The organism is Poseidonibacter antarcticus (assembly GCF_003667345.1).
In the GTDB taxonomy this organism is placed as follows: Bacteria; Campylobacterota; Campylobacteria; order Campylobacterales; family Arcobacteraceae; genus Poseidonibacter; species Poseidonibacter antarcticus.
The window spans coordinates 118,068-140,777 of sequence record NZ_RCWF01000001.1 but is presented as its reverse complement, the minus strand read 5'-3'; the positions used below and the strand labels follow the sequence as shown (position 1 = coordinate 140,777).

Genomic DNA, 22,710 nt, shown 5'->3' with positions numbered 1-22,710 from the left:
AAAAGGATTACTATGGTAATAGAAGAAAATGTAGTTTTTGCTGTTGCAATTATAATTTTTGCATTAGTTATAACTTTAAAAGGAGTTCGTATTGTTCCTCAATCTGATCTTTATGTTGTAGAAAGATTAGGAAAATATTATAAAATACTTCATGGTGGTTTTCATTTAATTATTCCTATTGTAGATTCTATTAGAATAGTTTTAACTTCAAGAGAGCAGTTAGTAGATATTGCAAAACAATCTGTGATTACAAGAGATAATGTAAATATTTCTATTGATGGAATAGTATTTTGTAAGGTTGATGATGCAAAAGAAGCTACATATAATGTAGTAGATTTTAAAAATGCTATTGCAAATTTAGCAATGACAACCCTTCGAGCTGAAATTGGAGGAATGGATTTAGATGATACTTTATCAAATAGAGAAACTTTAAATGCAAAACTACAAAATGAATTAGGAAGTGCAGCAGCAAACTGGGGAATTAAAGTTACAAGAGTTGAAATATCTGATATTTCAGTTCCAAGTGAAATTGAACGTGCTATGAATATGCAAATGGAAGCTGAGCGAGAAAAAAGAGCTATAGAAACAAAAGCAAGAGCTGATAAAGAATCTGTGATATTAAAAGCTGAAGGTTTTAGACAAGAACAATTTTTAAAAGCAGAAGCAATTGAGCGAATGGCAGATGCAAAAAGATATGAACAAGAACAAGTAGCAGCTGGTCAAAAAGAAGCAATGATTTTACTAAATGAATCAATGTCTCAAAATGAAAAAGGTGCAGAATTTTTACTTGCAAAAGATAGAGTTGCAGCATTTAAAGCCTTGGCGGAGAGTCCATCAAATGATAAAATGATTTTACCTTATGACGTAACACAAATGATTGGAAGTACAAGTGTTTTAGGTGATGCTTTCTTCAAGGGTGTTAGCAACGAAAGTAAAAATAATGCTTGAAGTATTTAACCCATATATTTTACTTGGAATTGGTGTGATTTTAATTGCTTTTGAAGCAATTATTACATCATTTATTCTTATTTGGTTTGGGATAGGTTTTATAATAACTGCATTAATCTCTTATTTTTATCCTTTTAGTGACGGAGTTTGGCAATTAGCAATTGCATCTTTTATCTCTGTTTTATTACTTGTTTTATTACGAAAAAAAGCTTTTGAAAAGTTTTTGGAATCAGATGAGAATATAAGTGATAATTTTTTGGATGAAAAAGGCTTTGGTGAAATCAAAAATCAAAAAGTTTATTACAAGGGAACGTATTGGCAAATTGATGGTTCAATTGATGAATCAAAATTTAACGAAGGCGAAAAAGTAATCGTAACTAAAACTCATAAAAATTCTGCAACTATAAGTAAAAAATAAATCTTTAAGAAACTAACTTTTTTAGTTTCTTTTATTCTAAAACTTAACAAATAATTAACAAATAATTAATGAAAAGTTAACAAAGCAACCTTATAATATTAAAAATTATTTTAAGGTATAAAATGAGAATTAAACACTCTTTATTTGCACTTCTTACATTAACTTCTACATCTTTTTCTCGCGAAGTAGTTTTAGAACAAATGTCTGTAACTGCAACTAAAATTAAAACTCCTACAAAAGAAGTAACACAAAGTATTGCTGTTGTTGATAATAAAACTATTGAAGATAAAAATATATTGAATATTCAACAAGCAATAGAAAATATTCCAGGTGTTATTGCACAATCTTCTTCAAATTCTTCAAGTCCTAAACTTATAATTAGAGGAGCAGGGCTAAAAGCTAGATATGGAGTACGAGAAATTATGGTTATTAAAGATGGCGTTCCTATGACAGATCCTGATTCATTTACTAGATTTGATTATATTGATATGCAAGATGTTTCAAGTATAGAAGTACAAAAAGGGCCAGGTTCTATTAATGCTGCTAATGCAACGGGTGGAGTAATTCAGCTTATTACAAAGTCAGTTTTTGATGATTCTTCTAATAGAATAAAAGTTGGAATGGGGAATGATGGTCAAAAAAATATAAATCTAAAATTATCACAAGCTTTAAGTGAAAATGACTTTACCTCTTTTTCTTTTAGTAAAAGAACGCTTGATAATAAATGGAGAGATAATAATGAATTTGATTCTACACAAGCTAGTATAAAATATGGTCATATTTTTAATGATGATTCAATTCTTGAATCTGAATTTGCTTATACCAAGTCAGATTTAAATCTTCCTACTTCAATGACTAAAGCTGAGTTTGAGGAATATAAACAAACAGGAAAACAGCATGATACTTCATATCAATGGCAAAATAGTGCAAGAAATTCTGAAATATATTCTTTAAATACAAAATATGAAAAAGAATTTGAAAATTTTACTTTTAAACCTAGAGTATATTTTAATACATGGGATCATTATCATCCAGTAACAGGAATGATTAATGATAGTAGTGATAATAATGTATTTGGAACAGATTTAGAATTAAATAATACTCATAAGCTATTTTCAAATGATGCAAGTTTTGTAACAGGATTTACATGGAAAAAAGATGTAACAAATAATGCAAAAAAATATACTTATAGAGATTTAAATACTTCGACAATTTCATCTTGGGCAGGAAGTGTTACTCAAATAAATAATACCTTATCAAATAATAAAGGAAGTCTTGCTTCAGTTGAAGATACAAATACGACTTTGTATGGTATATATGCAATGGAGTCTTTTAAGCCTACTAAAAACTTGTCGATTGATATTAGTACGAGAATTGATAAATTAGATTTTGATATTTCAGGGAATGAAGCTACTAGTTATAATTATTCAACAAAGAGTTATGAAAATGGAATTGGAGATTATGATATAAATAAAGACTTTACTTTATTCTCTGCAAAACTTGGAGCTAGTTATGCTTTAAATGATAGTTCAAATATTTATATTTCTTTTGCAAAAGCTAATCAAGCACCTACAACAAGTGAATTAGGTGATAAAGAATCATTAAGAAAAACTAATAGTATTAATTATGAAATTGGTTTAAAAACAAGAAATGAAAACTTATCATCAGATTTAGCTATTTATCAAAATGATGTGAAAGATGAAATAATTCAGATTTTGGATGCAAATGGAAATTCAATATATGATAATGCTGGAGAAACTAGTAAAAAAGGTTTAGAATTTAATATAGCTTATAATTTGAACAAAAACTTTCAAGTAGGAGGTGCTTATTCATATAGTAATTACAAATTTAAAACTTTTAATGAATCTGTTAGTGGAAATTTAGTTTCAAGAGATGGGAATTATTTACCTTATATTCCTAAAAATCAATATTCTTTATTTGTTTCAATGCATTTAGTTAATGGTTTAAAATCAAGAATAACTACAAAATCTTATGGAAGTTATTATATGGATAATGCAAATACTTCAAAATATGAAGGTTATTCTTTAATTACTGATTTTATGATTGGTTATGAAAAGAAAGAACATAATATTCAATTGAATGTAAATAATGTTTTTGATAAATTCTATGCATTAGAGGCTTCTAAAGATGTATATGGAAGTGAATCATATAAAGCAGCAGCACCTAGAAGTCTTATGCTTACGTATAGTTATAGTTTTTAGGGAGAAAGAATGGTAAAAAATATTAATAGAGATAAAAATGACATTTTTTCGATGTTTATTCTAAAAACAATTTTTAAAAACCAAATATTTATAAAAACGGTTCAAGTTTTAACTTTTGGTCTTTTTATTTATGCAATTACTTTTGGTTTTATAAATCCAGAAAAAAAAGATAATTTGTTTACAACTGCAGTTTTTTGGAGTTTATTTTGGCCATTTTTTATGGTTGTTTCTTTATCAACCTTTGGAAGAATCTTTTGTGGAATATGTCCTCATGCTTTTATAGGAAAATTTATCACAAAAATTGGCTTAAAAAAGAAAATGCCAAAAAACTTAGCAAATCCATTTATAGGTGTATTTTTATTAGTTATTGGCTGGTGGTTGACTTATTATTTATATCCTGGATTATTTAAAACACCATATATGTCAGCTGTATTTTTTCTAGTATTAACACTTGTTGCTATTTTATTTTATTTTATTTATGATGAAATGGCTTATTGTAAAAATATTTGTCCAATTGGAACTATGACAAAAGCTTTTTCCATAGTAAGTTTTACAAAACTTGAGACTTACACAGATAATTGTAAATCATGTAAGACATTTGAGTGTGCTAGTGCCTGTAGTTATAACTTGAAACCTTTTACTTTTGCTAAGAAGAATTCAATGGATGATTGTACTTTATGTATGGATTGTACAAAAGCTTGTGATGCTATTAGTTTTAAAATTATAAAACCTTCAAGTAAATCTTTTAAAAATTTTAAAACAAAGAAGGTTGAAGTATGGGCTATTATTTTAATTACTGCAGTAATTAGTTTAACAATGAGTTTTCATCATGCTTTGGGTAGAAGTGCAATTGTTGAAGACTTTTTTTGGGTAAAAACTGCAAGATATTTTGAATCATTTATAAATTTTGGTACAATTGACGCTATTGGCTTTTTTGCTGTTTTATATGCTGTTTTAATAGCTATAATATTGAGTACTATTGGTATGTTTATTGCTTCTAAAATTATGAATGTTCCTTATGAAAAAGTATTTTATACGTTAGGTTATGCTTTTGCCCCTCTATTTATAATTGGGGGATTATCTCATATTGGTGAGTTTTTCTTTTATTCATATGCTTCAAATATATTCAATGGGTTTAATCAAGCTTTTGCACTTGGATATGAGAATATTAAACCATTAGCAACGAGAAGAGATTCATGGGTTCATATATTTGCTTTATTTTCACATTTAGGTTATATTTGGGCTTTTGTTTTAATGGTAAAAAGATTAAAACTTATTGATGCAAAAAAGCATTTAAAGTTTATAGCATTCCCTTTTGCATCGCTTTTAATCATTTTTTATATGGCATTAAATTTTTATACAGGATATGTGTTTAAAACTTATGGAGCTAAAAAGAGTGGACATAATCATTCTAGTTTAGAACTAAAAATAATTAAGGAAATAAATAATGGATATAGAATTTTTAAAGAACTTAGTTGATTACGGAGTTATTGCTCTATTGATTTTTATGAGTTTTATATCAGTTTGGTTTTTTATTGAAAGAATATTCTTTTATAGAAAACTAGATGTAAAAGTATTTAAAAATAAGAAGACCTTAGATGTAGCTCTTACACGTAATCTAACAATTATAGGTACAATTGCCTCAAATTCACCATATATAGGCTTATTAGGTACTGTATTAGCTATTATGCTTACATTTATTACTATGGGAAGTGGTGATATTGAAGCTGCTAAAATTATGAGTTCACTTGCACTTGCATTAAAAGCAACAGCAGCTGGATTAGTTGTTGCTATTATATCTCAAATTTTTTATAATATTTTAGGAAGATATGCTGAAGTTTTAGAGAGTTCTTATGAAACTGAAGAAGTTTGATTCAATAAACGTAATACCTTTTATAGATGTATTATTAGTATTATTAACAATTGTTTTACTCACTTCCACTTTTATTTCAAAAGGTATTATTCCTGTATCTTTACCTGATGCTAAAAGTGCTAGTAATATAAAAGAGAAAAAAGAAATTATAATTACAATTAAAAAAGATAATACAATATTCGCAGGTAAAAATATAAGTGGACTAGAAGATATAAAAAAACATATATTACTTTTGCCAAAAGATACGCCAATTCATATAAATAGTGATAAAGACTCAAAGTTTGAAACTTTTGTACAAGTTTTAGATATGTTAAAAGAACACGAGTATTCAAATATTTCTATTGTGACGAAGAAATGAAACGATATTTAAACTCATTTTTTATTACATTAGCTTTATATCTAATTATCGCTTTTGCATTATTTGCAATGTTTGCAGATGAAAAAATCAAAGCGAAGAAATCAGAATCTTCAAAAATAATATCTCTAAATCATATTAAATTAGAAAAAGAAGTTATAAAGAAAAAACCAGTAGAAGAAAAACAAGAAGATGTAAAACCTAAGAAAGTAGAAGCTAAAAAAGTTGAGCCTAAAAAAATAGAAAAAAAGAAAGTCATAAAAAAAGTAGAAGCTAAGAAACCAAAACCAAAACCAAAAAAAATAGTAAAAAAGAAGATAGTTAAGAAAAAAGTAGAAAAAGTAGTTAAAGCTAAAAAAACAAAAGAAATTAAAAAACGAGAAGTTACAAAGCCTAAAAATCAAAAAATAGAAAAAGTTGTAGAAAAAAAAGCACCTAGTGAGAGTAAAGTTTCAAATGTAGCTAAAAAAGTAGTTTCAACACCTAAAGAAGTTGATGTAAGAGAAAATTATCTAAATCAACATCTTGCGCAAATTAGAAGCTACATTAATAAAAATGTAAAGTATCCTAAACGTGCAAGAATAATGCATATCCAAGATGTAGTAAGAGTGAAATTTACTTTACTTAAAAATGGTGAAGTTACTAATATCACGATATTAAGTGGAAGTAGACATTTGCAAAAAGCAACAATTCAAGCAGTTGAAAATGCTTCTTCTTTTTTCCCTAGAGTATCAAAAGATATTGTAATTATAATACCAATTGAATATAAACTTATCTAAATTTTTTATATATCTTTTCTTCTAATTGTTCTATTGTTTCAATTGCATCTTTTTCATGATTTGAAAATCCCCAATTTACTAAAACTGAATCAACACCAGCTTTTGTAGCTGCTATTATGTCTTTGTGAGAATCGCCAATCATTTGCGCATTTGTATTTGAAACACTGTATTTATTTAAGATTTTATTTACCATTTCAGGATGTGGTTTAGGATTTTTCACACTATCATAACCTAGAATTGTAGAAAAATTCTCTCCAATTCCCACGTGATTTAACATTCTTCTTGCATATAAAGAATTAGCATTTGTTGCAACAGCAAGTTTGAAATCACCTTTTAAATCATTAATTAACTTTGCAATACCATCATAAAGTACTAAATCACTTAAACAATGTTTATCATAGTATTCTTCAAAAAGCTTTGTTTGTTTAGGAGTAAACTCTTTTGTACCATAAAAAAACTCAGCTGAATTTATATCTGGCTCATTTAATTTTTCTAAAATATAATTTCTTTCTAATTCTTCAAGTCCTAAATTTTCTCTTACATAATTAATACTATTTGTGATAGCAAAGCCACTATTTATTAAAGTTCCATCCATATCAAACATAATTAAACGCATAAATTTTTCCTAAGGTAAATATTTTTTGTATTATATGATTAAAACTATAAAGGAAGATTAAATTTAGACAAAAACAATATATAGGACAAAAGATATCTTCATTTAACAATTAATTAACATTTAATCGTTATACTTTCACACAACTTAGGATATTTACTAGTTTAATCCTCCTACTAAACTGATTATATACAAGATTAGTATCCTATAATTAATATAATAAATTTGAATGCGGCTTCACAAATCTTTGTGAAGCTTTTTTTTTGTATAATACAAACCTTGGAGTTTAATAAATGAAAAAGATCTTACCTTTTTTAACAATAATCATAATAATAGCCGTAATTGTCATAATATTTTTATCAATGTCTAATAAAAAACAAATGGTTGTTATTCATGAAGGAAATCATACACATCAACCAGTAGATATAAAATTAAATCATTTTCAAGATTCACAATGTGGTATGACAATAGTAAATAAAAGACATTCAGCACAAGCAGTTGCCCCTGATGGAAGAACTTGGTTTTTTGATGATGTTGGATGTATGTCTTTGTGGTATCACAATATAAAATTCCAAAAAGAAGCAACTCTTTGGGTATATACAAATGATACAAATGAATATATAAATGCAAGGGATGCTTGGTATATGAGAACAGATACAACTCCTATGAACTATGGTTTTGGTGCTAATAAAGTAAAACAAGAGGGATATGTAGATTTTGAAGCTATGATTTTAATGATGCTTCGTGGTGAAAACCTAACTAACCCATATATTAAAAAAGAATTAATGAGTAAATAATGGAAACGATAAGTATAATATCAATAATAACAATTGCATTTTTAGGTTCTTTTGGACACTGTGTTGGTATGTGTGGGGGAATTGTAATCGCCTATTCAAGTACCAAAATTAGAGATGAATGGTCAAAAAAAGTACAAGCAATAGCCCATCTTCTTTACTCGTTTGGTAGAGTTACAACATATATGATTCTAGGAGCATTATTTGGTTTAGTAGGTGGCGTTGTAACTTTCGATAATATGACAAGTGGAATATTTTTAGTAATTACAGGCTTAATGATGGTCTTAGTTGGACTCTCACTAATGGGAAAAATCAAATTTTTAACAATCTTAGAACACTCATGTTCAAAATCTCCACTTTATCAAAATACATTCAAATCACTTTTAGGTTCAGATTCACTATTTAGTTTTTATTTATTAGGAATGTTAAATGGCTTACTTCCATGTGGTTTTGTATATGTCTTTGCAATAACAGCTGCAAGTACAGGAAGTGCTTTTTGGGGTGCTTTTGTAATGTTGATATTTGGACTTAGCACTATACCTGCTTTATTTTCTTTAGGTTTTTTCGTAGGCTTATTTAAACAATCAAATTTAAGAGGATTATTTATAAAACTAGCTTCTATATTAGTAATAGCCTTTGGTTTTTATATAGTTTATCACGGTTATGAATATATCATTGATCCTACAAAATCTATATTAAGCTGTCATATATAAATTATTAATTCAATAGTTTTATCAACTTTTCTATATAATCCCTTCACTTAAATTCAAAAACTTTTTAAAGGAGGGATATATGATTAGTAAATCAAAAAAATATTTTACAATTTTTGGACTATTAGCAGCTACTGTTGATAAAAAAATGCAATCTTTTTACTGCACAATTGATGCAATTTTACATAGTACTTTACCAGAAACAATGAAAATATTACTAGCAAAACAATTAAAACCCATAAACTTAGATTCAACAAATAAAATATAAAAAATTAGGAAAATAAAGAATGAATAAGAAAATATCTACAAGTATAGTTGCAAGCTTACTTATTGCAACAAATATCTACGCTACAGAAGAATTAGCTCCAATCACAGTTACAAGTGCTACAAAAACAGCTCAGTCAATCAAAGATGTTACATCAAATATAGATGTTATTACAAGTGAAGAAATAGAAGAAAGACACTTTAGTAGTGTTACAGAAGCTTTAAATACACTTCCTGGAATATCATTTACTAGTAATGGTGGATTAGGTAATTCATCATCTGTTTATGTAAGAGGTAATGATTCAAAAAGAACTTTAGTTCTAATTGATGGAATTAGATACAACGATATTACAGGATTAAGTGGCGCTCCTTTTGAGCATTTAATGATAGAAGATATTGAGCAAATAGAAGTTGTAAAAGGCGCACAAAGTGGTGTTTGGGGTGCTGATGCTAGTGCGGGTGTAATTAATATTATTACAAAAACTGCAAAATCAGGTACTCATGGTGATATAAATGTAGAGTATGGATCATTTGATACTAAAAAATACGGTATGAATTTATCACATAAAACAGATAAATATTATGTAAAAGGTTCTATTCATAAAATAGATACAGATGGTTATTCTTCTTTTGTTGCAAAGAAGTCTTCTGCTGATTATGGAAAAAGAGGCGATAAATTAGGTTTAGAAGATGATGGATATGAAAACTTAACTGTAAATTTAAAAGCTGGTTATAATATTGATGATTCAAATAAAATTGATGTATCACACACAATTATTGATGCAGATAGTAATTTTGATAGTTCAAGTGCTGATGCGTATAATACATCAAGTACAAAAGATAAATTTTCAACAATTTCTTATGAAAATAAAAATGATTTTGCAACAACAGATATTTATGCAAAAAGATCTGAATTTGATAGAGAATACTACTACCCTGCATACGGTTCACTATCAGAGTATGATGGTGTTGTAAAAGAGTATGGAGTAAAAACAAATATTGCATATTTAAATGATAGTTCTTTTTTAGTTTTAGGAGCAGATTATAAATCATTTGAACATAAAAATGATTTAAATGAAAAATATAATAATAAAGCTGTTTTTATAACGAATAGCAATAAATTTAATGATAATAAAACAATCATAACAGAATCTTTACGATTTGATTCATATACAAAATTTGATGATAAAACAACTGCTAAAATAGGAATAAAACAATATATTTGGAAGGATTTAAATGTAAGTGCAAATTATGGTACTGCTTATAATGTTCCAACTTTATATAATTTATATTCATATTATGGAAATGAAGACTTAAATCCAGAAGAGACAAAAAATTATGATTTCCAAGTTGAATATCAAGGTTTCTCTGTAACATATTTTAATAGTAAAATAAAAGATATGATTGATTATGATTTTGCTACATCTAAATACAATAATATAGATGGAACATCAACATTAAAAGGTTATGAATTTGCTTATAAACATAATTTAGGTGCAGATGCATTATTAAGTTTAAACTATACTCATTTAAGCGCACAAGATAGTGATGGAGAAGACTTAGCAAGACGTGCAAAAAGACAAGTTGGATTTGGAGTTGATTATTATGGAATTGATAAATTACATTTAAATGTTAATGGTTCATACGTAGGAACTAGATATAATAGTGCAAATAAAGCAGGTGCTCAAACGGGAAGATACACAGTTTGGAATTCAGTAATTAACTATGAAATCAACAAAACTTTCTCAACTTACTTAAAAGTTGATAACTTATTTGATAAATATTATCAAACAGTTGATGGTTACGCAACAGCTGAGAGAAGTGCATACATAGGTTTAAAGGCTACATTCTAATATGAATAAATATATATTTATACTTTTATTTTTCTGTATAAATTTAATGGGGGAGAGCAGAATTGTAACTCTGACTCCTTCAATAAATGAAATAGTTTACGCTCTTGGAATGGGAAAAAATGTAGTTGCAAATACAAAATATTGTGATTTTCCTCTTGAGTCTAAAAAAGTGAAAAAAGTTGGTGGATATTCTACTATTTCCTTAGAAAAAATCCTTGAAGCAAAACCAACAGTAGTAATTGCACAAAATTATGATGCAAAAATGCTAGGAAATCTTAAAAATCTAAATATTAAAACTATGGTTTTTAAAACTGATACCTTAGATTCTATTAAAAATACTATCAAAACTTTAGGTGAATATTTTGGAAAGCAGAAAAAAGCAAATGAACTAATTTCTAAGATTGATACTTCTTTAAAATCATTAGAAAATATTGTACTTGACAAAAAAATATTAATTGTAATTGGTCCACGAAAAAATTTGAATAATCAAATATATATTACAGGTAACAACTTATATTTTGAAGATATTATAAAAGCTTCAGGAAATAAAAATGCTTATTTTTCAACGAGTACAAATCAACCAGTTGTAAATAGTGAAAAGATTATAAATATGAATCCAGATATTATCGTAATGATTTCACCATTTTTAGATGGAAAAGAAAAAGAGCAAAAAGAGTTGATAAAACTTTGGCAAACACTTCCTATAAATGCAAGTGTAAAGAAAAATATTTATGTTGTAGATAAACTATACGCAGGAATTCCAAGTCAAAGAGTGATTTATTTTATGAAAGATTTTAAAAAGATATTAGAAAATGTTAGAAATAAATAACTATAATAGCAATATTCTATCAGATATTACATTTTCTTTAAAGACAAATGAAAACTTAATTATTTTAGGTGAAAATGGAGCAGGGAAGTCAACTCTTGCAAAGGTTTTATCTAATTTAATTGAAAACAATAATGTAAATGTTTTTAATCAAAATATTTCAGATTTAAGTGATAATAAAAGAAGTGAATATATAAACTATATTCCACCAAAACTATCAATATTTGATGAGTACATAACTTTAAGAGAATTTTTTGAATTAGCGTGTATTAATCAAATTGATAATAAAAAAATCGATGATTTAATAAATATTTTAAACTTAGAAAAACTAGAACACAAGCACTGTAAAGCCTTTAGTTCAGGTGAAAAACAACTTTTACTTTTAGGTTCAAGTATTATGCACAATGCAAAAATCACTATTTTTGATGAGTTAACTGCAAACTTAGATATTTCAAGACTAAAAGAAGTTTTTGATATTTTTAAAGCCAATTACCTACAACAAAAAATAGTAATCACTCATAATCTTGATTTAGCTTATGCTTTAAAGTATAAAGTTTTATATATGAAAGATGGGAAAATACTGTTTTTTGGAGAAAATGATGAATTCTTTTCAACAGAAAACCTAAAAAGATTTTATAATAATTCAATACAAAAAGTAAATGAGCATTTGGTGGTAAACTTATGAAACTTGGCTTATATATTATCTCAGCAATTATTCTTATAATATCTCCATTTTTAGGTGAAATTATATTAAATCTAAATGAAATTTTAGATACCTCAACAATTACTTACAAAGTATTTTGGGATTTAAGAGTTTCAAGAGTTTTATTAGCTTTTTTAGTTGGTGGAATACTTGCTTTAAGTGGTTTAATTTTTCAAATTATATTTAAAAATGCACTTATAACACCTTATACCTTAGGAATTGCAAGTGGAACTACGCTTTTTACAGCAATTTCGATTGTATTTTTCCCTGCGATGATTTTATCTATTTCATCTGCTTTTGGCTCACTAATTACAATCACTATTCTTTATTATATTTCTAAGAATATAAACAAAAATACAGTTGCAGTATCAACAAATTCAATACTTTTAATTGGTATTGCTTTATCATACTTTTATTCATCTGCTTTGATGTTGGTTTTTTATATGAGTAATTTAGAACAAAATTATTCAATTGTACGATTTACATTAGGTAGCTTAGATACAGTTGGTTTTGAAAGTCCAGCTATTATTTTTGTAATGGCTTTAATTATGTATTTTACTATTTATTCTAATAAAGCAAAAATAAAACTACTTCTAATCTCAAATGATACAGCATTTTTAAAAGGTTTAAATGTACATAAATTAAATCTTTTACTTCTTGTAGTTATTTCTATTTGTGTAGGTGTTAGTATTAGTTTTGTTGGTCCCATTGGTTTTATTGGGCTTGTTATTCCTCATATTGTTAAGTTGATTTACAAAAAAAGTGCTGATCAGTTAATTTTTCCTGTATTTTTTTATGGTGGAATATTTTTAGTAATTTCTGATTTAATTGCACGAAACCTAAACACAGCTTCAAGTTTACCAATTGGTGTTGTAACTGCATTTATAGGTGCGCCATTTTTTGTATATTTATTGATTAAAAGAAACAGGTCTAGTTAACTTTTCCTGTTCTTAAAACATTTGCCCAATCTTCTCTATTATTTGCACTTGCTTTTAATGCAGCACTTTCAAAATCATAAGCAACTTTTCTTAATTCAATATCATATTTTTCATCATCAATTGTCAAAATCACATAAGAAGCTTCAATAGAGTTATTTTCTATAATATGTTTATTTGGTTCTTCTTTACTTAAAGCTTGTATTCCTACGGAACCTGGATTTATTACTACTTGTCCTGAACTTAAGTTTACGCATCTTGGAGTACAAGAGTTTCCGCAAAATACAAATTTTGATTTAATATCATCAAGAATCTCTAATATTTTATTATCATCTCTTAAAACTGCTTTTCCACTTGAAATATCTTCTAACATATATAAAGAGTCATCTTGATAAGTTCCATGAATCATATAAAAATCATCACCAATTAGTTTTTCAAATGGTAGTTCTTGAATCCAATATAAAACTTCATCTCCTAAATCATTATAAACGTATCTTAATGTATCGTTATTTTCTAACTGATCTAATGATGCTTCTAAAATTTTTCTATCTTCGTCACCTAAAAGTGTAATAAATTCATTTTGTCTTATTAAATCATAAGTAGCTTTTGGAGCAATAGGTCCATAAAAAGAATCTCCAAGATTTAATAATACATCAACATCATTATTTTTTGCATCCATTAAAACTTCTTTTAGTGCGTAAACATTTGATTTTATATCAGATAAAATAGCGATTTTCATTTTTTTCCTTATTTTTTTAACTTTATATTTATTATTTAGGAATTATAGCAAGTTAGGATAAAATACAAAATATAACAATTAGAAGGATAAATCATAAAAGCTTTATGTATAAGTGCAACAGCATCAAATCAGGGTAAAACGATATTAACAACAGCCTTGCTTTATCATTATAAAAATTCAGTAAGACCTTTTAAAATAGGTCCAGATTTTATTGACCCACTATTTCATAAAAAGATTTGTAATACACCTAGTGTAAATTTAGACACTTGTATTATGAATGAAAATCAAGTTAGGTGGATGTTTAATAACTACGCAAATAAAGATATTTCAATATTAGAAGGAGTTATGGGCTTTTATGATGGAATGGACAAAGGCTCATCAGCTTATGACGTTACAAAGCTTTTAAATATACCAACTATTATGATACTTGATGCAAGTGGTTCATATATAACATTAAGTGCCATAATAAAAGGACTAAAAGAGTATCAAAAAGGTAATACAATCAAAGCAGTTGTTTTTAATCACATTTCATCTTCTATGCATTTTGAACTTATAAAAAAACAAGTAGAAAAAGATTTTGATGATATTGTAGTTCTAGGATGGATAAAAAGTAAACTTGATACTTTAGAATCTGTTCATTTAGGATTAGATTTAAGTAATAATGATAAAGATAAACTTGAAGATATTTCAAAAGAAGTTCTTTGTAATATTGATCTAAAAAAGCTTGATGAAATAGCTAATTTTAAATATGAATACAAAGAAAACTATCCATTTGAAACAATAAAAAAATATAATAAACATTTAACACTTGTATATGATGATAACTTCACTTTTCTTTATTATGACAATTTGAAATTTTTAGAAGAAACTTTTCAAAAAGTTACAATAGTAAATAGTATAAAAGATGAAGCAATTCCAAGCGATAGTGATATTGTCATTATCTGTGGTGGATATATAGAAACACAAAAAGCCTATGATAGATTCAAAAACTCAAAAATATTTCAAGAATCATTAATAAATCACGCAAAAACAAAAGTAGTTTATGGTGAATGTGCTGGACTTATAGTTTTAGGACAAAAAGTAGATGATAAAAAAATGCTAGGCTTATTAGCAATAGATTTTGAACTAACATCTCGTCCAAATAGGCTAGGGTATTATCAAAATGATTTAGGAATGACAGGACACGCTTTTCATTATACAAAAGTTTTAGGAAGTAATAAAGGTGAATATACCTTATACAAAAAGAAAAATCAAAATGAAGTTTACGGAGCATTTAAAAATAAGAAAGTATTTGGAACATACCTTCATACAATGTACAGAAACAACTTTTCTAAGATTAAAAGATATTTAGATTTATAAGTGAGAGTTTTTTATCTCACTTAGTCTTTTTTCAAAAAGTTTATGACCTGAATTTTTTATAATGTATTTTGCTTTATTATAATACTTATTTGCTATTTTGCTATCATTTATAGTTTTATAAAAATCATAAGACGACATATAAACTTCACATAATAAACCTTTTAGATTTATTTCATTTGCAATTTTTTCTGATTCTTGTAGTTTTTCTTTTGCTTCATTGTAGTTTTTCTTTTCTTTTAAAATATTTGCTTCATAGATAAGATACTTTATAATATCATCTTTGGCTTTACTATCTTTATTTACTAGAGTATTAAAATAGTTATGAGTATCTACACCATTTAGGATATTTTCTATTTCATTGATATTCATTTCACATTCTTTAGTATCTTCTATATACTTCGATTCTTTATTTAAAACTAAAGCTTTATGAAAATATTTTAAAGATAAGTCAAAATTTAATAATAATTTATAAACACGAGCTATATTCATTAAAAAAGCTATTATAAGACTATGATATAAATAATTTTTAGCCATAGTTAAACCTTTTTGGAATAATTCTAAAGCTTTATTTAAATCATAACATTCTAAATAAATAACTCCTTTATTATTATAATATTTAGAAATATTGAAATTATCATTTACTAAAACAGCCAATTCAAATGATTTTTCCAAATATTCAAATGCTTTATCATAGTCTTTATAATTTATATATATTTCTGAAATAGATATATAATTATTTGATAATCCATATTTATTATTTAATTTTTTATTAATTTTTTCTGCTTTTTTATAATAAAGAAGTGATTTATCTTCAATATTATATTTAAGATAAATATTCCCAATATTAGATAAAAGCGTAGCTTTATTTAAACTGTCATTTATTTCTTGTGCAATTTTTAAAGCATAATTATAATATCTCAAAGCTAAATCATATTTTACACTTTGAAAATAAATATTTCCAAATGCTGTATATAGTAAACCAAGGATAGAATTATTTTTAATTTTCTTTGCTTTTGGTAATGCCATATTCAGATATTTAAGAGAAATATCATTTTTTGCAATATTTTCAGCTTCTTTTGCAATTTTTATCATTTTATCTATTTGAATTTTTTTAGCTGTATTTGGTTTTAAATCTTTGTATTCTTTTATTAGTTTATCTAACTTTTCACTATTAACTTTATAATTAAAGTCAAATTTATTATCTTTGAATTTTCCATAAAAATTATTAAATGTCACAAAATCATAAGCTTTTTCACTGAAAACATCAAGTGTTTTATTTGATGCAAGTATAAATATACGGATATTCTTATCAGGTATAAAGTCTCGGTTAAATCTAAAGTGTTGTACTATATTTTTTATATCAAAGCTATCGGGAATATTATATATATCAATAATATATGTTTTTTCTTTATTTAAAGTAATAATTTCATCTATAATTTGCTCTGATTTGTAGTTAAATATTTCAGTATTCTCAAAAGTTGTTAAATATTCTTTAAAAGCATTTAAAAGTTCATCACTATCAACACCTATTAGTGAAATATAAGCACCCTTTGGACGAACTTTTAAAGTTGTATTTAGTGTATTTAGTTTTAGTTTATCTTCATATACTAAATATTTTTCTAGTTTAGTTATTATCTGATTTTGCATATACTTCTACAGTTTTTTGAATAATTGGGTTTACATCATACCAATGTGTACCATTTTTGTGAAAGAATATAAGATTATCCAAAAGTAAACTATCAAAATCTTCCAAATCTTTTTCTGTAGGTACATCAAAAAGTTTATGATGTTTTGCAACTTGTGTTAAAAGTCTTATTTTAGAATCAGCTGCTTTTGAAAGTCGATTTGATATTTCACTTACTCCCCATTTTACATCTTCTATTGTGATAACGGTACCTTCCATATCACTTATTGTTAGTTGGTTTATAGATGCTTGATATATGATTTCTATTAGTTGTCGTATATTTCCACCTGAATATTTTATTATTTCAGTATATGCATCCTCTGATATAAACTTTTCATCTATAAGCCGTGCTTTTATTAGGTTTTTGAGTGTATTTATATTTGTGTCTATTTTTGCTTTTTCTTCTTTTGATAACTCACTTTTATCAAGTTTATTTGCTTCTATTCTAAAATCAAAATCTATTAAATCATTGTTAAACATAGAATAAGTTCTAGGTAAGAATATATGAATAGGAATAATTTTCACACAATTTATTTTATGAAATACCCAGTTATCATCTACAAAGACTTTTTTTATGATATTCTTATCTGATATTTTTTCTAAATCATCAATAATAAGTAATAAATCTTTATCTTTTTGCATAACTTCATTTTTATAATCAGAAATAATATCATTTATAAAATCAATAAGATTAGCTTTATCAATACTAAATATTTCTCTAATAGATTGTCTTTCTCTTTCATTCATTTTTAAGTTTTTAAATACTTTTCCATCAAACTTACTTACTAAAAGATTTAGTTTTGCACCAATTTCTTTTCTCTCTTCTTTATCATTTTCAAAATCCCAAGTTTGTTCTTTGCTTATTTTTAAAGTTTCTAAGTTTATATCTTTTAATTTATTTAATCCTTCATAATATCTATCTTCCAAACTTGTATCTTTGATAAGTTCAAAACCTAACATTAAAAGAATATCTATAATATCAATATCATTAATTGCAAATAGTTCACGACCTGTTAAATATTTTACATCAAATTTTTTATTGATTTTATCATCTGGTAAATAGTTTAAAGCTGTACTTTTCCCCATACCAATTTGACCACATATAAAAAATGTTTTACTAGGAATTTGATTTATTAATAATTTCATTTTTAAAGGTTTAATAGTACTTTCATAAATATCTTGATGTAAATCTTTATCTTTAAGTGTTAGTACCTTTTGAGGGTCAAATACTTGTGATATTTCTATAAGATTTGAAGCTTTTTTCATTTAAAGTCCTGAAAATGTATTTTGTTTTAATTCTAGCATAGTGTAGTATTATCATAGATAAAAAAGAGGGTGATATTTTCATCTAATTTTATTAATTAGTTTTAATAATATAAAAAATAAAATCTTTTATAGTATAAGTATAACTTATACTAATAAAACTTAATTTAATAATAATAAGATATAATTATACTTATAATTAGAAAAATTTGTTTAATTGTGCCTTCAATTTCTTAGGTAAATGAGCGTATACCATAGTTCTTTTGGCTATTAATTCCTCATTTTCGTAGATTTGGGTATCTAAAGTTAGCGTTTGAGTTTTAAAATTTATTAGTTTTATTATTTGACCTTTTTCTTCAAAAGAGAGGTTCATATTTTTTAAATCTATTAATGCTTGTTTCTTTTTTGCCATTTTAAACCTTTTTTCTAAGTATATTAAATTATATATAAATAGGATGTAATAAATGAATAATAAAGAGAGTATTAAAGCAATACCTTCAAATAGATTACAATATTTTCCTGTTATGATGTTTGCAATTGTAATGGGCTTATCAGGTTTATCGTTGGTTTTTAAAAAACTTGGAGAAGTCTTACATTTTCCTACTATTATAGGAAGTGTTTTTGGTTTAATCACTACGATAATATTTTTCCTAATTTTAGGAAATTATCTTTTAAAATTATTTAAGTATAAAGAAGAAGTAGTAGAGGAAATAACTCATCCAATAAGAGTGAACTTTTTTGCAGCGATTTCAATTTCTACTTTAATTTTATCAATATTTTATAGACATACATTTGATGATTTATCTCAAATATTTTTTATTGTTGGGGCTATATTACATATTATATTAACTTTTTATACTATGAAATTTTGGATAAATAATAACTTTGAACTTCATCACTCAAATCCTGCATGGTTTATACCAATTGTTGGGAATTTAATTGTTCCAATTGCTGGAAAAGGTTTTATTGATGATTCTGTATTATACTTTTATTTCTCAATTGGTATTTTCTTTTGGGTTATTCTTTTTTCAATTATATTAAATAGAATAATTTTTCATAAACAATTTGCTGCAAAATTTATGCCAACTTTATTTATTCTAATTGCACCACCTGCAATTGGTTTTATATCATATATGAAATTTACAGAAGGATTAGATTTTTTTGCTCATATTTTATATAGTTTAGGATTATTCTTTACAATACTTGTATTTACTATGTATAAAAATTATATGAATATTAAATTTTTTATATCATGGTGGGCTTTTACTTTCCCAATGGCAGCAATTACTTTAGCAACTATACTAATGTTTCAATTAACGCATCTAAATTTTTACGCAGTTTTATCATATGTTTTAGCAACAATGACAACTATAATAGTATGTTTAGTAGCAAAAGAGACTATTTATCATATGTTAAAAAAAGAAATATGTATCATGGATTAATTCCATGATATATGATTTATTTATTTTAATCTTCGGATACTGAGTAAAGAATTTTCTTGAAAGCTTTTTTTAGGATTATTATTTCTGTTTCATCTAAAACATTGTAAAAGTAAGCATCATTTTCTTTAAATAAAGGAAAGCAGGCTAATACAATCTCTCTAGCTTTATCTTCAAGATATAAAAGAGCGCATCTTTTATCTTCTGTGGAATACTTTTTATAAATCAACTTTTTAAATTCAAGTTTTTTAACAACTTTACTAATTCCACCTGATGAAAAAACCATTCTATCTGAAACTTCACTTGCTGTTAGTCCTTCATTGTATATATATAAAACCGCAAGCATATCAATTTCTGATTGAGTTAAGTCATACGCTTCATAGATGTGTTTACCACGAGAATGCAACATATTAGAAATTATTGTCATAGGTATTGTTAATTGTGCACAATAATCATCTTCACCATTTTTAGATTTTGTTTGTTCATAAGCATAAAATGCATCTAATATTTTCTTTTTCATAAGATTATTATATCAGAAAAATTGAAAATTCCCAAAAAATACATTCCTAGGAAAGCATTTTATAAGTTTTAAGATGTTAAATTCTTAGGAAGGTAATTAATAAGGATATAAAAATGATTAAAAAAGTTATGTTAGCTTTGAGTTTACCAATTTTGCTTTTTAGTGAAGATTTAAATGATTTAATAAATATGTCGTTAAAAAATAAAAATATAATGGCAACTGAAAAAAATGTTGAATCTGTACAAGATGAGTATAAAAGTGTAAAAAAAGGCTATTTACCAAATGTTAGTGTTGGTGCAGCGTATACAGATGTGGATAGAGAAACATCAAGTTATGCAAATAATTCAATGAATGCTTATGTTGATATTTCTTATAGTTTATATGATGGTGGGAAAAAAGATTTAACTTATAAATCTTATGAATCACAAATAAATGCTTCAAAAGAAGAATTAAATACGTTAAAAAATGAAGTTTCATTAGATGTTATTAACCATTATTTCAATTATTTAACTTATGTTTCTCAAAAAGAAGCAAAAATAACGCAAATAGAACAATTAACAGCACAGTATCAAAGACTAAGTAAGTTTTTAGATGCAGGAGCTACAACAATTGATGAGTTAGATAGAATTATGTCTAATTTAGAAAGTGCAAAAGTAGAACTTCATGAACTTGATTTAAATATTGAAACTGTATTACACGAATTAGAATATATTACAGGGAAAAGAGTTGATATTTCAAATGGTTCTTATCTTGAAGTAAGTAGTGAAGAAGGTGAATTAAGAAATGATATTAAAACATTAGAATATGAAGCTAAAACTAAGTTTTTAGATGCGAAAACTGTTAAAACAGATAATATGCCAAAAGTTTCATTAGATAATACATACTCATATTATGATTATAATTATAATAGTTCAACATACCAAAATTCAGCAATTGACCATCAAAATGTTTTTTCAGTAAATCTTAAATGGGATTTATTTGATTTTGGTTCTACAAAAGCAGCTTATGATTCAAAACATAAATCTTTTTTGAGTTCAAAATCAAAACTAGAATACGAAAAAAACAAAGCAAGTATTGATTTAAATTTAGCAATAAAATCTTATGAAATTGCAAAATTAAAAATCAAATCTGCAAATGCAGCACTTCGTGCAGCAGTTAGTACTTATGATGTAGTAAAAAATAAATATGAAAACGGTTTAGTTGATAATGTAAGTTATTTAGAAGCTTTAAGTGATAAATCAGATGCACAAAGTGCGCTTAGTTCAGCAAAATACAATTTAGAAGTTAGAAAAGCTAACGTAATGTATCAAAAAGGAAAAAATGTATGGGAGTACGTAAAATGAAAAAATTATTAGTAGGTTTAGCCTTAGTATCAAGCACATTTATGTTTGCAGCGGGTAATGAAGCTCCTGCTGTACCTGTTAAGGCATTTACTGTAAATAGTGATGTTGTAACAATAAGTAAAAAATATCCAGCAACAATAAAAGCAGAAAAAAGTGTAGATATTATTGCAAGAGTTTCAGGTGCATTAGAAAAAAGATATTTTGTTGAGGGTGATTTTGTAAAAAAAGGTCAAAAATTATATACAATTGAGCAAAGAACATACCAAGCAAATATTGATTCTTCAAGAGCTGCTGTTAATAGAGCAAAATCTTTAGTAGTAAAAGCTACAAATGATTGGAATAGATATAAAAAATTATATGAACAAAAATCAATTAGTGCATCTCAAAAAGATGAGTATTATTATAATTACCAAGATGCAATTGCAAATGAAAAAAATGCACAAGCAGCTTTAACAAATGCAAAAATTCAATATGGTTATACAGAAATCAAAGCACCAATGGATGGTATTATTGCTACTACAAAATTAAATGTTGGTAATTATGTAAATGCTAATACAAGCTTAACATCTATTACAAAAGTTGATCCTGTTTATGCTGAATTTTCATTGTCACAAAAAGATATTGGAAAATATTTAGGTCACTTAAAATCAAAAGATATTAAATTCTCAATTAATTGTGGAGATAAATGTATTGATGGTGGTGAATTAAAATATGTTTCTCCAACAATTGATTCTGCAACAGATACACTTTTATTAAGAACAGAATTTAGAAATATTGACAATCAAGTAATTGTAGGACAATTTACAGATATTAATATTCAAAATATAATTATTCCAAATGTTATTTCTATTCCTGAAGTTGCAATTATGCAAAGTGGAAATGCTTCTGTTGTTTACGTTATTGATGATAAATCAACTGCTCAAATTAGACCAGTTCAATTAACAGGTGAAAGTACTTCTACAGGTGTTATTATAAGTAGTGGTTTAAAAAGTGGTGAAAAAATTATAGTAAATAATATTGCAAAACTTAGACCAAATTCTAAGGTTCAAATAGTAGAGGAAAAAGAATAA

Annotated in this window: 24 protein-coding genes; 18 read left to right on the top strand and 6 right to left on the bottom strand. The window is 25.8% G+C overall.

The genetic code is table 11. The features are described from left to right. The first annotated feature begins 18 nt into the window (after positions 1-18). The 7 genes from D9T19_RS00710 to D9T19_RS00680 all read left to right on the top strand — a co-directional run bounded on the left by D9T19_RS00710 (position 19) and on the right by D9T19_RS00680 (position 6,595). Positions 19-948: an SPFH domain-containing protein gene (locus tag D9T19_RS00710; RefSeq protein ID WP_121626656.1), complete on the top strand. Its 930-nt coding sequence runs from the start codon at positions 19-21 to the stop codon at positions 946-948. Then, complete coding sequence (locus D9T19_RS00705) at positions 941-1,366, top strand: NfeD family protein (protein ID WP_121626276.1); 426 nt, start codon at positions 941-943, stop codon at positions 1,364-1,366. The genes D9T19_RS00710 and D9T19_RS00705 overlap by 8 nt, the downstream gene beginning before the upstream one ends. A gap of 122 nt (positions 1,367-1,488) precedes the next feature. Beyond that, entirely contained in the window at positions 1,489-3,588 is a 2,100-nt protein-coding gene (locus tag D9T19_RS00700) for a TonB-dependent receptor (protein WP_121626275.1), read from the top strand. A gap of 9 nt (positions 3,589-3,597) precedes the next feature. After that, on the top strand, positions 3,598-5,067 hold the full coding sequence (locus tag D9T19_RS00695) for a 4Fe-4S binding protein (protein ID WP_121626274.1): 1,470 nt from the start codon (positions 3,598-3,600) through the stop codon (positions 5,065-5,067). Continuing rightward, a complete protein-coding gene (exbB, locus tag D9T19_RS00690) occupies positions 5,036-5,461 on the top strand; it encodes a TonB-system energizer ExbB (RefSeq protein WP_205588662.1) in 426 nt (141 codons plus the stop codon). The genes D9T19_RS00695 and exbB overlap by 32 nt, the downstream gene beginning before the upstream one ends. Continuing rightward, positions 5,442-5,819 (top strand): TonB system transport protein ExbD, encoded by a 378-nt coding sequence (gene exbD, locus D9T19_RS00685; RefSeq protein ID WP_121626272.1) that lies wholly within the window; start codon positions 5,442-5,444, stop codon positions 5,817-5,819. The genes exbB and exbD overlap by 20 nt, the downstream gene beginning before the upstream one ends. Next, positions 5,816-6,595, top strand: a complete 780-nt coding sequence (locus D9T19_RS00680) for an energy transducer TonB (protein ID WP_121626271.1) — start codon at positions 5,816-5,818, stop codon at positions 6,593-6,595. The genes exbD and D9T19_RS00680 overlap by 4 nt, the downstream gene beginning before the upstream one ends. Here the strand turns inward: D9T19_RS00680 and D9T19_RS00675 are convergent. Beyond that, complete coding sequence (locus tag D9T19_RS00675) at positions 6,588-7,211, bottom strand: HAD family hydrolase (RefSeq protein WP_121626270.1); 624 nt, start codon at positions 7,209-7,211, stop codon at positions 6,588-6,590. The genes D9T19_RS00680 and D9T19_RS00675 overlap by 8 nt on opposite strands. Positions 7,212-7,501: 290 nt before the next feature. Between D9T19_RS00675 and D9T19_RS00670 the strand changes: the two genes are divergently transcribed. The 7 genes from D9T19_RS00670 to D9T19_RS00640 all read left to right on the top strand — a co-directional run bounded on the left by D9T19_RS00670 (position 7,502) and on the right by D9T19_RS00640 (position 13,296). After that, positions 7,502-8,005: a hypothetical protein gene (locus D9T19_RS00670; protein WP_121626269.1), complete on the top strand. Its 504-nt coding sequence runs from the start codon at positions 7,502-7,504 to the stop codon at positions 8,003-8,005. Further along, positions 8,005-8,715: a sulfite exporter TauE/SafE family protein gene (locus tag D9T19_RS00665; RefSeq protein ID WP_121626268.1), complete on the top strand. Its 711-nt coding sequence runs from the start codon at positions 8,005-8,007 to the stop codon at positions 8,713-8,715. The genes D9T19_RS00670 and D9T19_RS00665 overlap by 1 nt, the downstream gene beginning before the upstream one ends. A 79-nt stretch (positions 8,716-8,794) precedes the next feature. Further along, entirely contained in the window at positions 8,795-8,980 is a 186-nt protein-coding gene (locus tag D9T19_RS00660; RefSeq protein ID WP_121626267.1) for a hypothetical protein, read from the top strand. A gap of 19 nt (positions 8,981-8,999) precedes the next feature. Further along, positions 9,000-10,829, top strand: coding sequence for a TonB-dependent receptor plug domain-containing protein (locus tag D9T19_RS00655; RefSeq protein ID WP_121626266.1), 1,830 nt, complete (start codon positions 9,000-9,002; stop codon positions 10,827-10,829). A gap of 1 nt (position 10,830) precedes the next feature. Further along, entirely contained in the window at positions 10,831-11,658 is an 828-nt protein-coding gene (locus D9T19_RS00650) for an ABC transporter substrate-binding protein (protein WP_121626265.1), read from the top strand. Continuing rightward, complete coding sequence (locus D9T19_RS00645) at positions 11,642-12,340, top strand: ATP-binding cassette domain-containing protein (RefSeq protein WP_121626264.1); 699 nt, start codon at positions 11,642-11,644, stop codon at positions 12,338-12,340. Before D9T19_RS00650 ends, D9T19_RS00645 begins: the two co-directional genes overlap by 17 nt. Further along, positions 12,337-13,296 (top strand): FecCD family ABC transporter permease, encoded by a 960-nt coding sequence (locus D9T19_RS00640; protein WP_121626263.1) that lies wholly within the window; start codon positions 12,337-12,339, stop codon positions 13,294-13,296. Before D9T19_RS00645 ends, D9T19_RS00640 begins: the two co-directional genes overlap by 4 nt. Here D9T19_RS00640 and D9T19_RS00635 read toward each other — a convergent pair. Further along, positions 13,289-14,032 carry a metallophosphoesterase family protein gene (locus tag D9T19_RS00635; RefSeq protein WP_121626262.1) on the bottom strand — a complete coding sequence of 248 codons (744 nt, stop codon included), beginning with the start codon at positions 14,030-14,032 and terminating at the stop codon, positions 13,289-13,291. The two genes, D9T19_RS00640 and D9T19_RS00635, sit on opposite strands and share 8 nt — an antisense overlap. 90 nt (positions 14,033-14,122) lie before the next feature. Between D9T19_RS00635 and D9T19_RS00630 the strand changes: the two genes are divergently transcribed. After that, positions 14,123-15,391, top strand: coding sequence for a cobyrinic acid a,c-diamide synthase CobB (locus D9T19_RS00630; RefSeq protein WP_322900258.1), 1,269 nt, complete (start codon positions 14,123-14,125; stop codon positions 15,389-15,391). Here D9T19_RS00630 and D9T19_RS00625 read toward each other — a convergent pair. The 3 genes from D9T19_RS00625 to D9T19_RS00615 form a co-directional block, all read right to left on the bottom strand. Continuing rightward, a complete protein-coding gene (locus D9T19_RS00625) occupies positions 15,386-17,038 on the bottom strand; it encodes a tetratricopeptide repeat protein (protein WP_121626260.1) in 1,653 nt (550 codons plus the stop codon). The two genes, D9T19_RS00630 and D9T19_RS00625, sit on opposite strands and share 6 nt — an antisense overlap. Continuing rightward, a complete protein-coding gene (locus D9T19_RS00620; RefSeq protein ID WP_121626259.1) occupies positions 17,016-18,341 on the bottom strand; it encodes a hypothetical protein in 1,326 nt (441 codons plus the stop codon). Before D9T19_RS00620 ends, D9T19_RS00625 begins: the two co-directional genes overlap by 23 nt. A gap of 196 nt (positions 18,342-18,537) precedes the next feature. Further along, positions 18,538-18,750 carry a malate dehydrogenase gene (locus tag D9T19_RS00615; RefSeq protein WP_121626258.1) on the bottom strand — a complete coding sequence of 71 codons (213 nt, stop codon included), beginning with the start codon at positions 18,748-18,750 and terminating at the stop codon, positions 18,538-18,540. A 52-nt stretch (positions 18,751-18,802) separates the two neighbouring features. Here D9T19_RS00615 and D9T19_RS00610 point away from each other — a divergent pair, with 52 nt between their 5' ends. After that, on the top strand, positions 18,803-19,780 hold the full coding sequence (locus D9T19_RS00610) for an SLAC1 anion channel family protein (RefSeq protein WP_121626257.1): 978 nt from the start codon (positions 18,803-18,805) through the stop codon (positions 19,778-19,780). A gap of 25 nt (positions 19,781-19,805) precedes the next feature. Here the strand turns inward: D9T19_RS00610 and D9T19_RS00605 are convergent, their stop codons facing one another. Further along, positions 19,806-20,297 (bottom strand): MarR family winged helix-turn-helix transcriptional regulator, encoded by a 492-nt coding sequence (locus D9T19_RS00605; RefSeq protein WP_121626256.1) that lies wholly within the window; start codon positions 20,295-20,297, stop codon positions 19,806-19,808. Positions 20,298-20,410: 113 nt separating this feature from the next. Here D9T19_RS00605 and D9T19_RS00600 point away from each other — a divergent pair, with 113 nt between their 5' ends. Together D9T19_RS00600 and D9T19_RS00595 are read left to right on the top strand one after the other, a co-directional pair. Then, positions 20,411-21,640 (top strand): TolC family protein, encoded by a 1,230-nt coding sequence (locus D9T19_RS00600; protein WP_228197933.1) that lies wholly within the window; start codon positions 20,411-20,413, stop codon positions 21,638-21,640. After that, positions 21,637-22,710, top strand: coding sequence for an efflux RND transporter periplasmic adaptor subunit (locus tag D9T19_RS00595; RefSeq protein ID WP_162984514.1), 1,074 nt, complete (start codon positions 21,637-21,639; stop codon positions 22,708-22,710). Before D9T19_RS00600 ends, D9T19_RS00595 begins: the two co-directional genes overlap by 4 nt.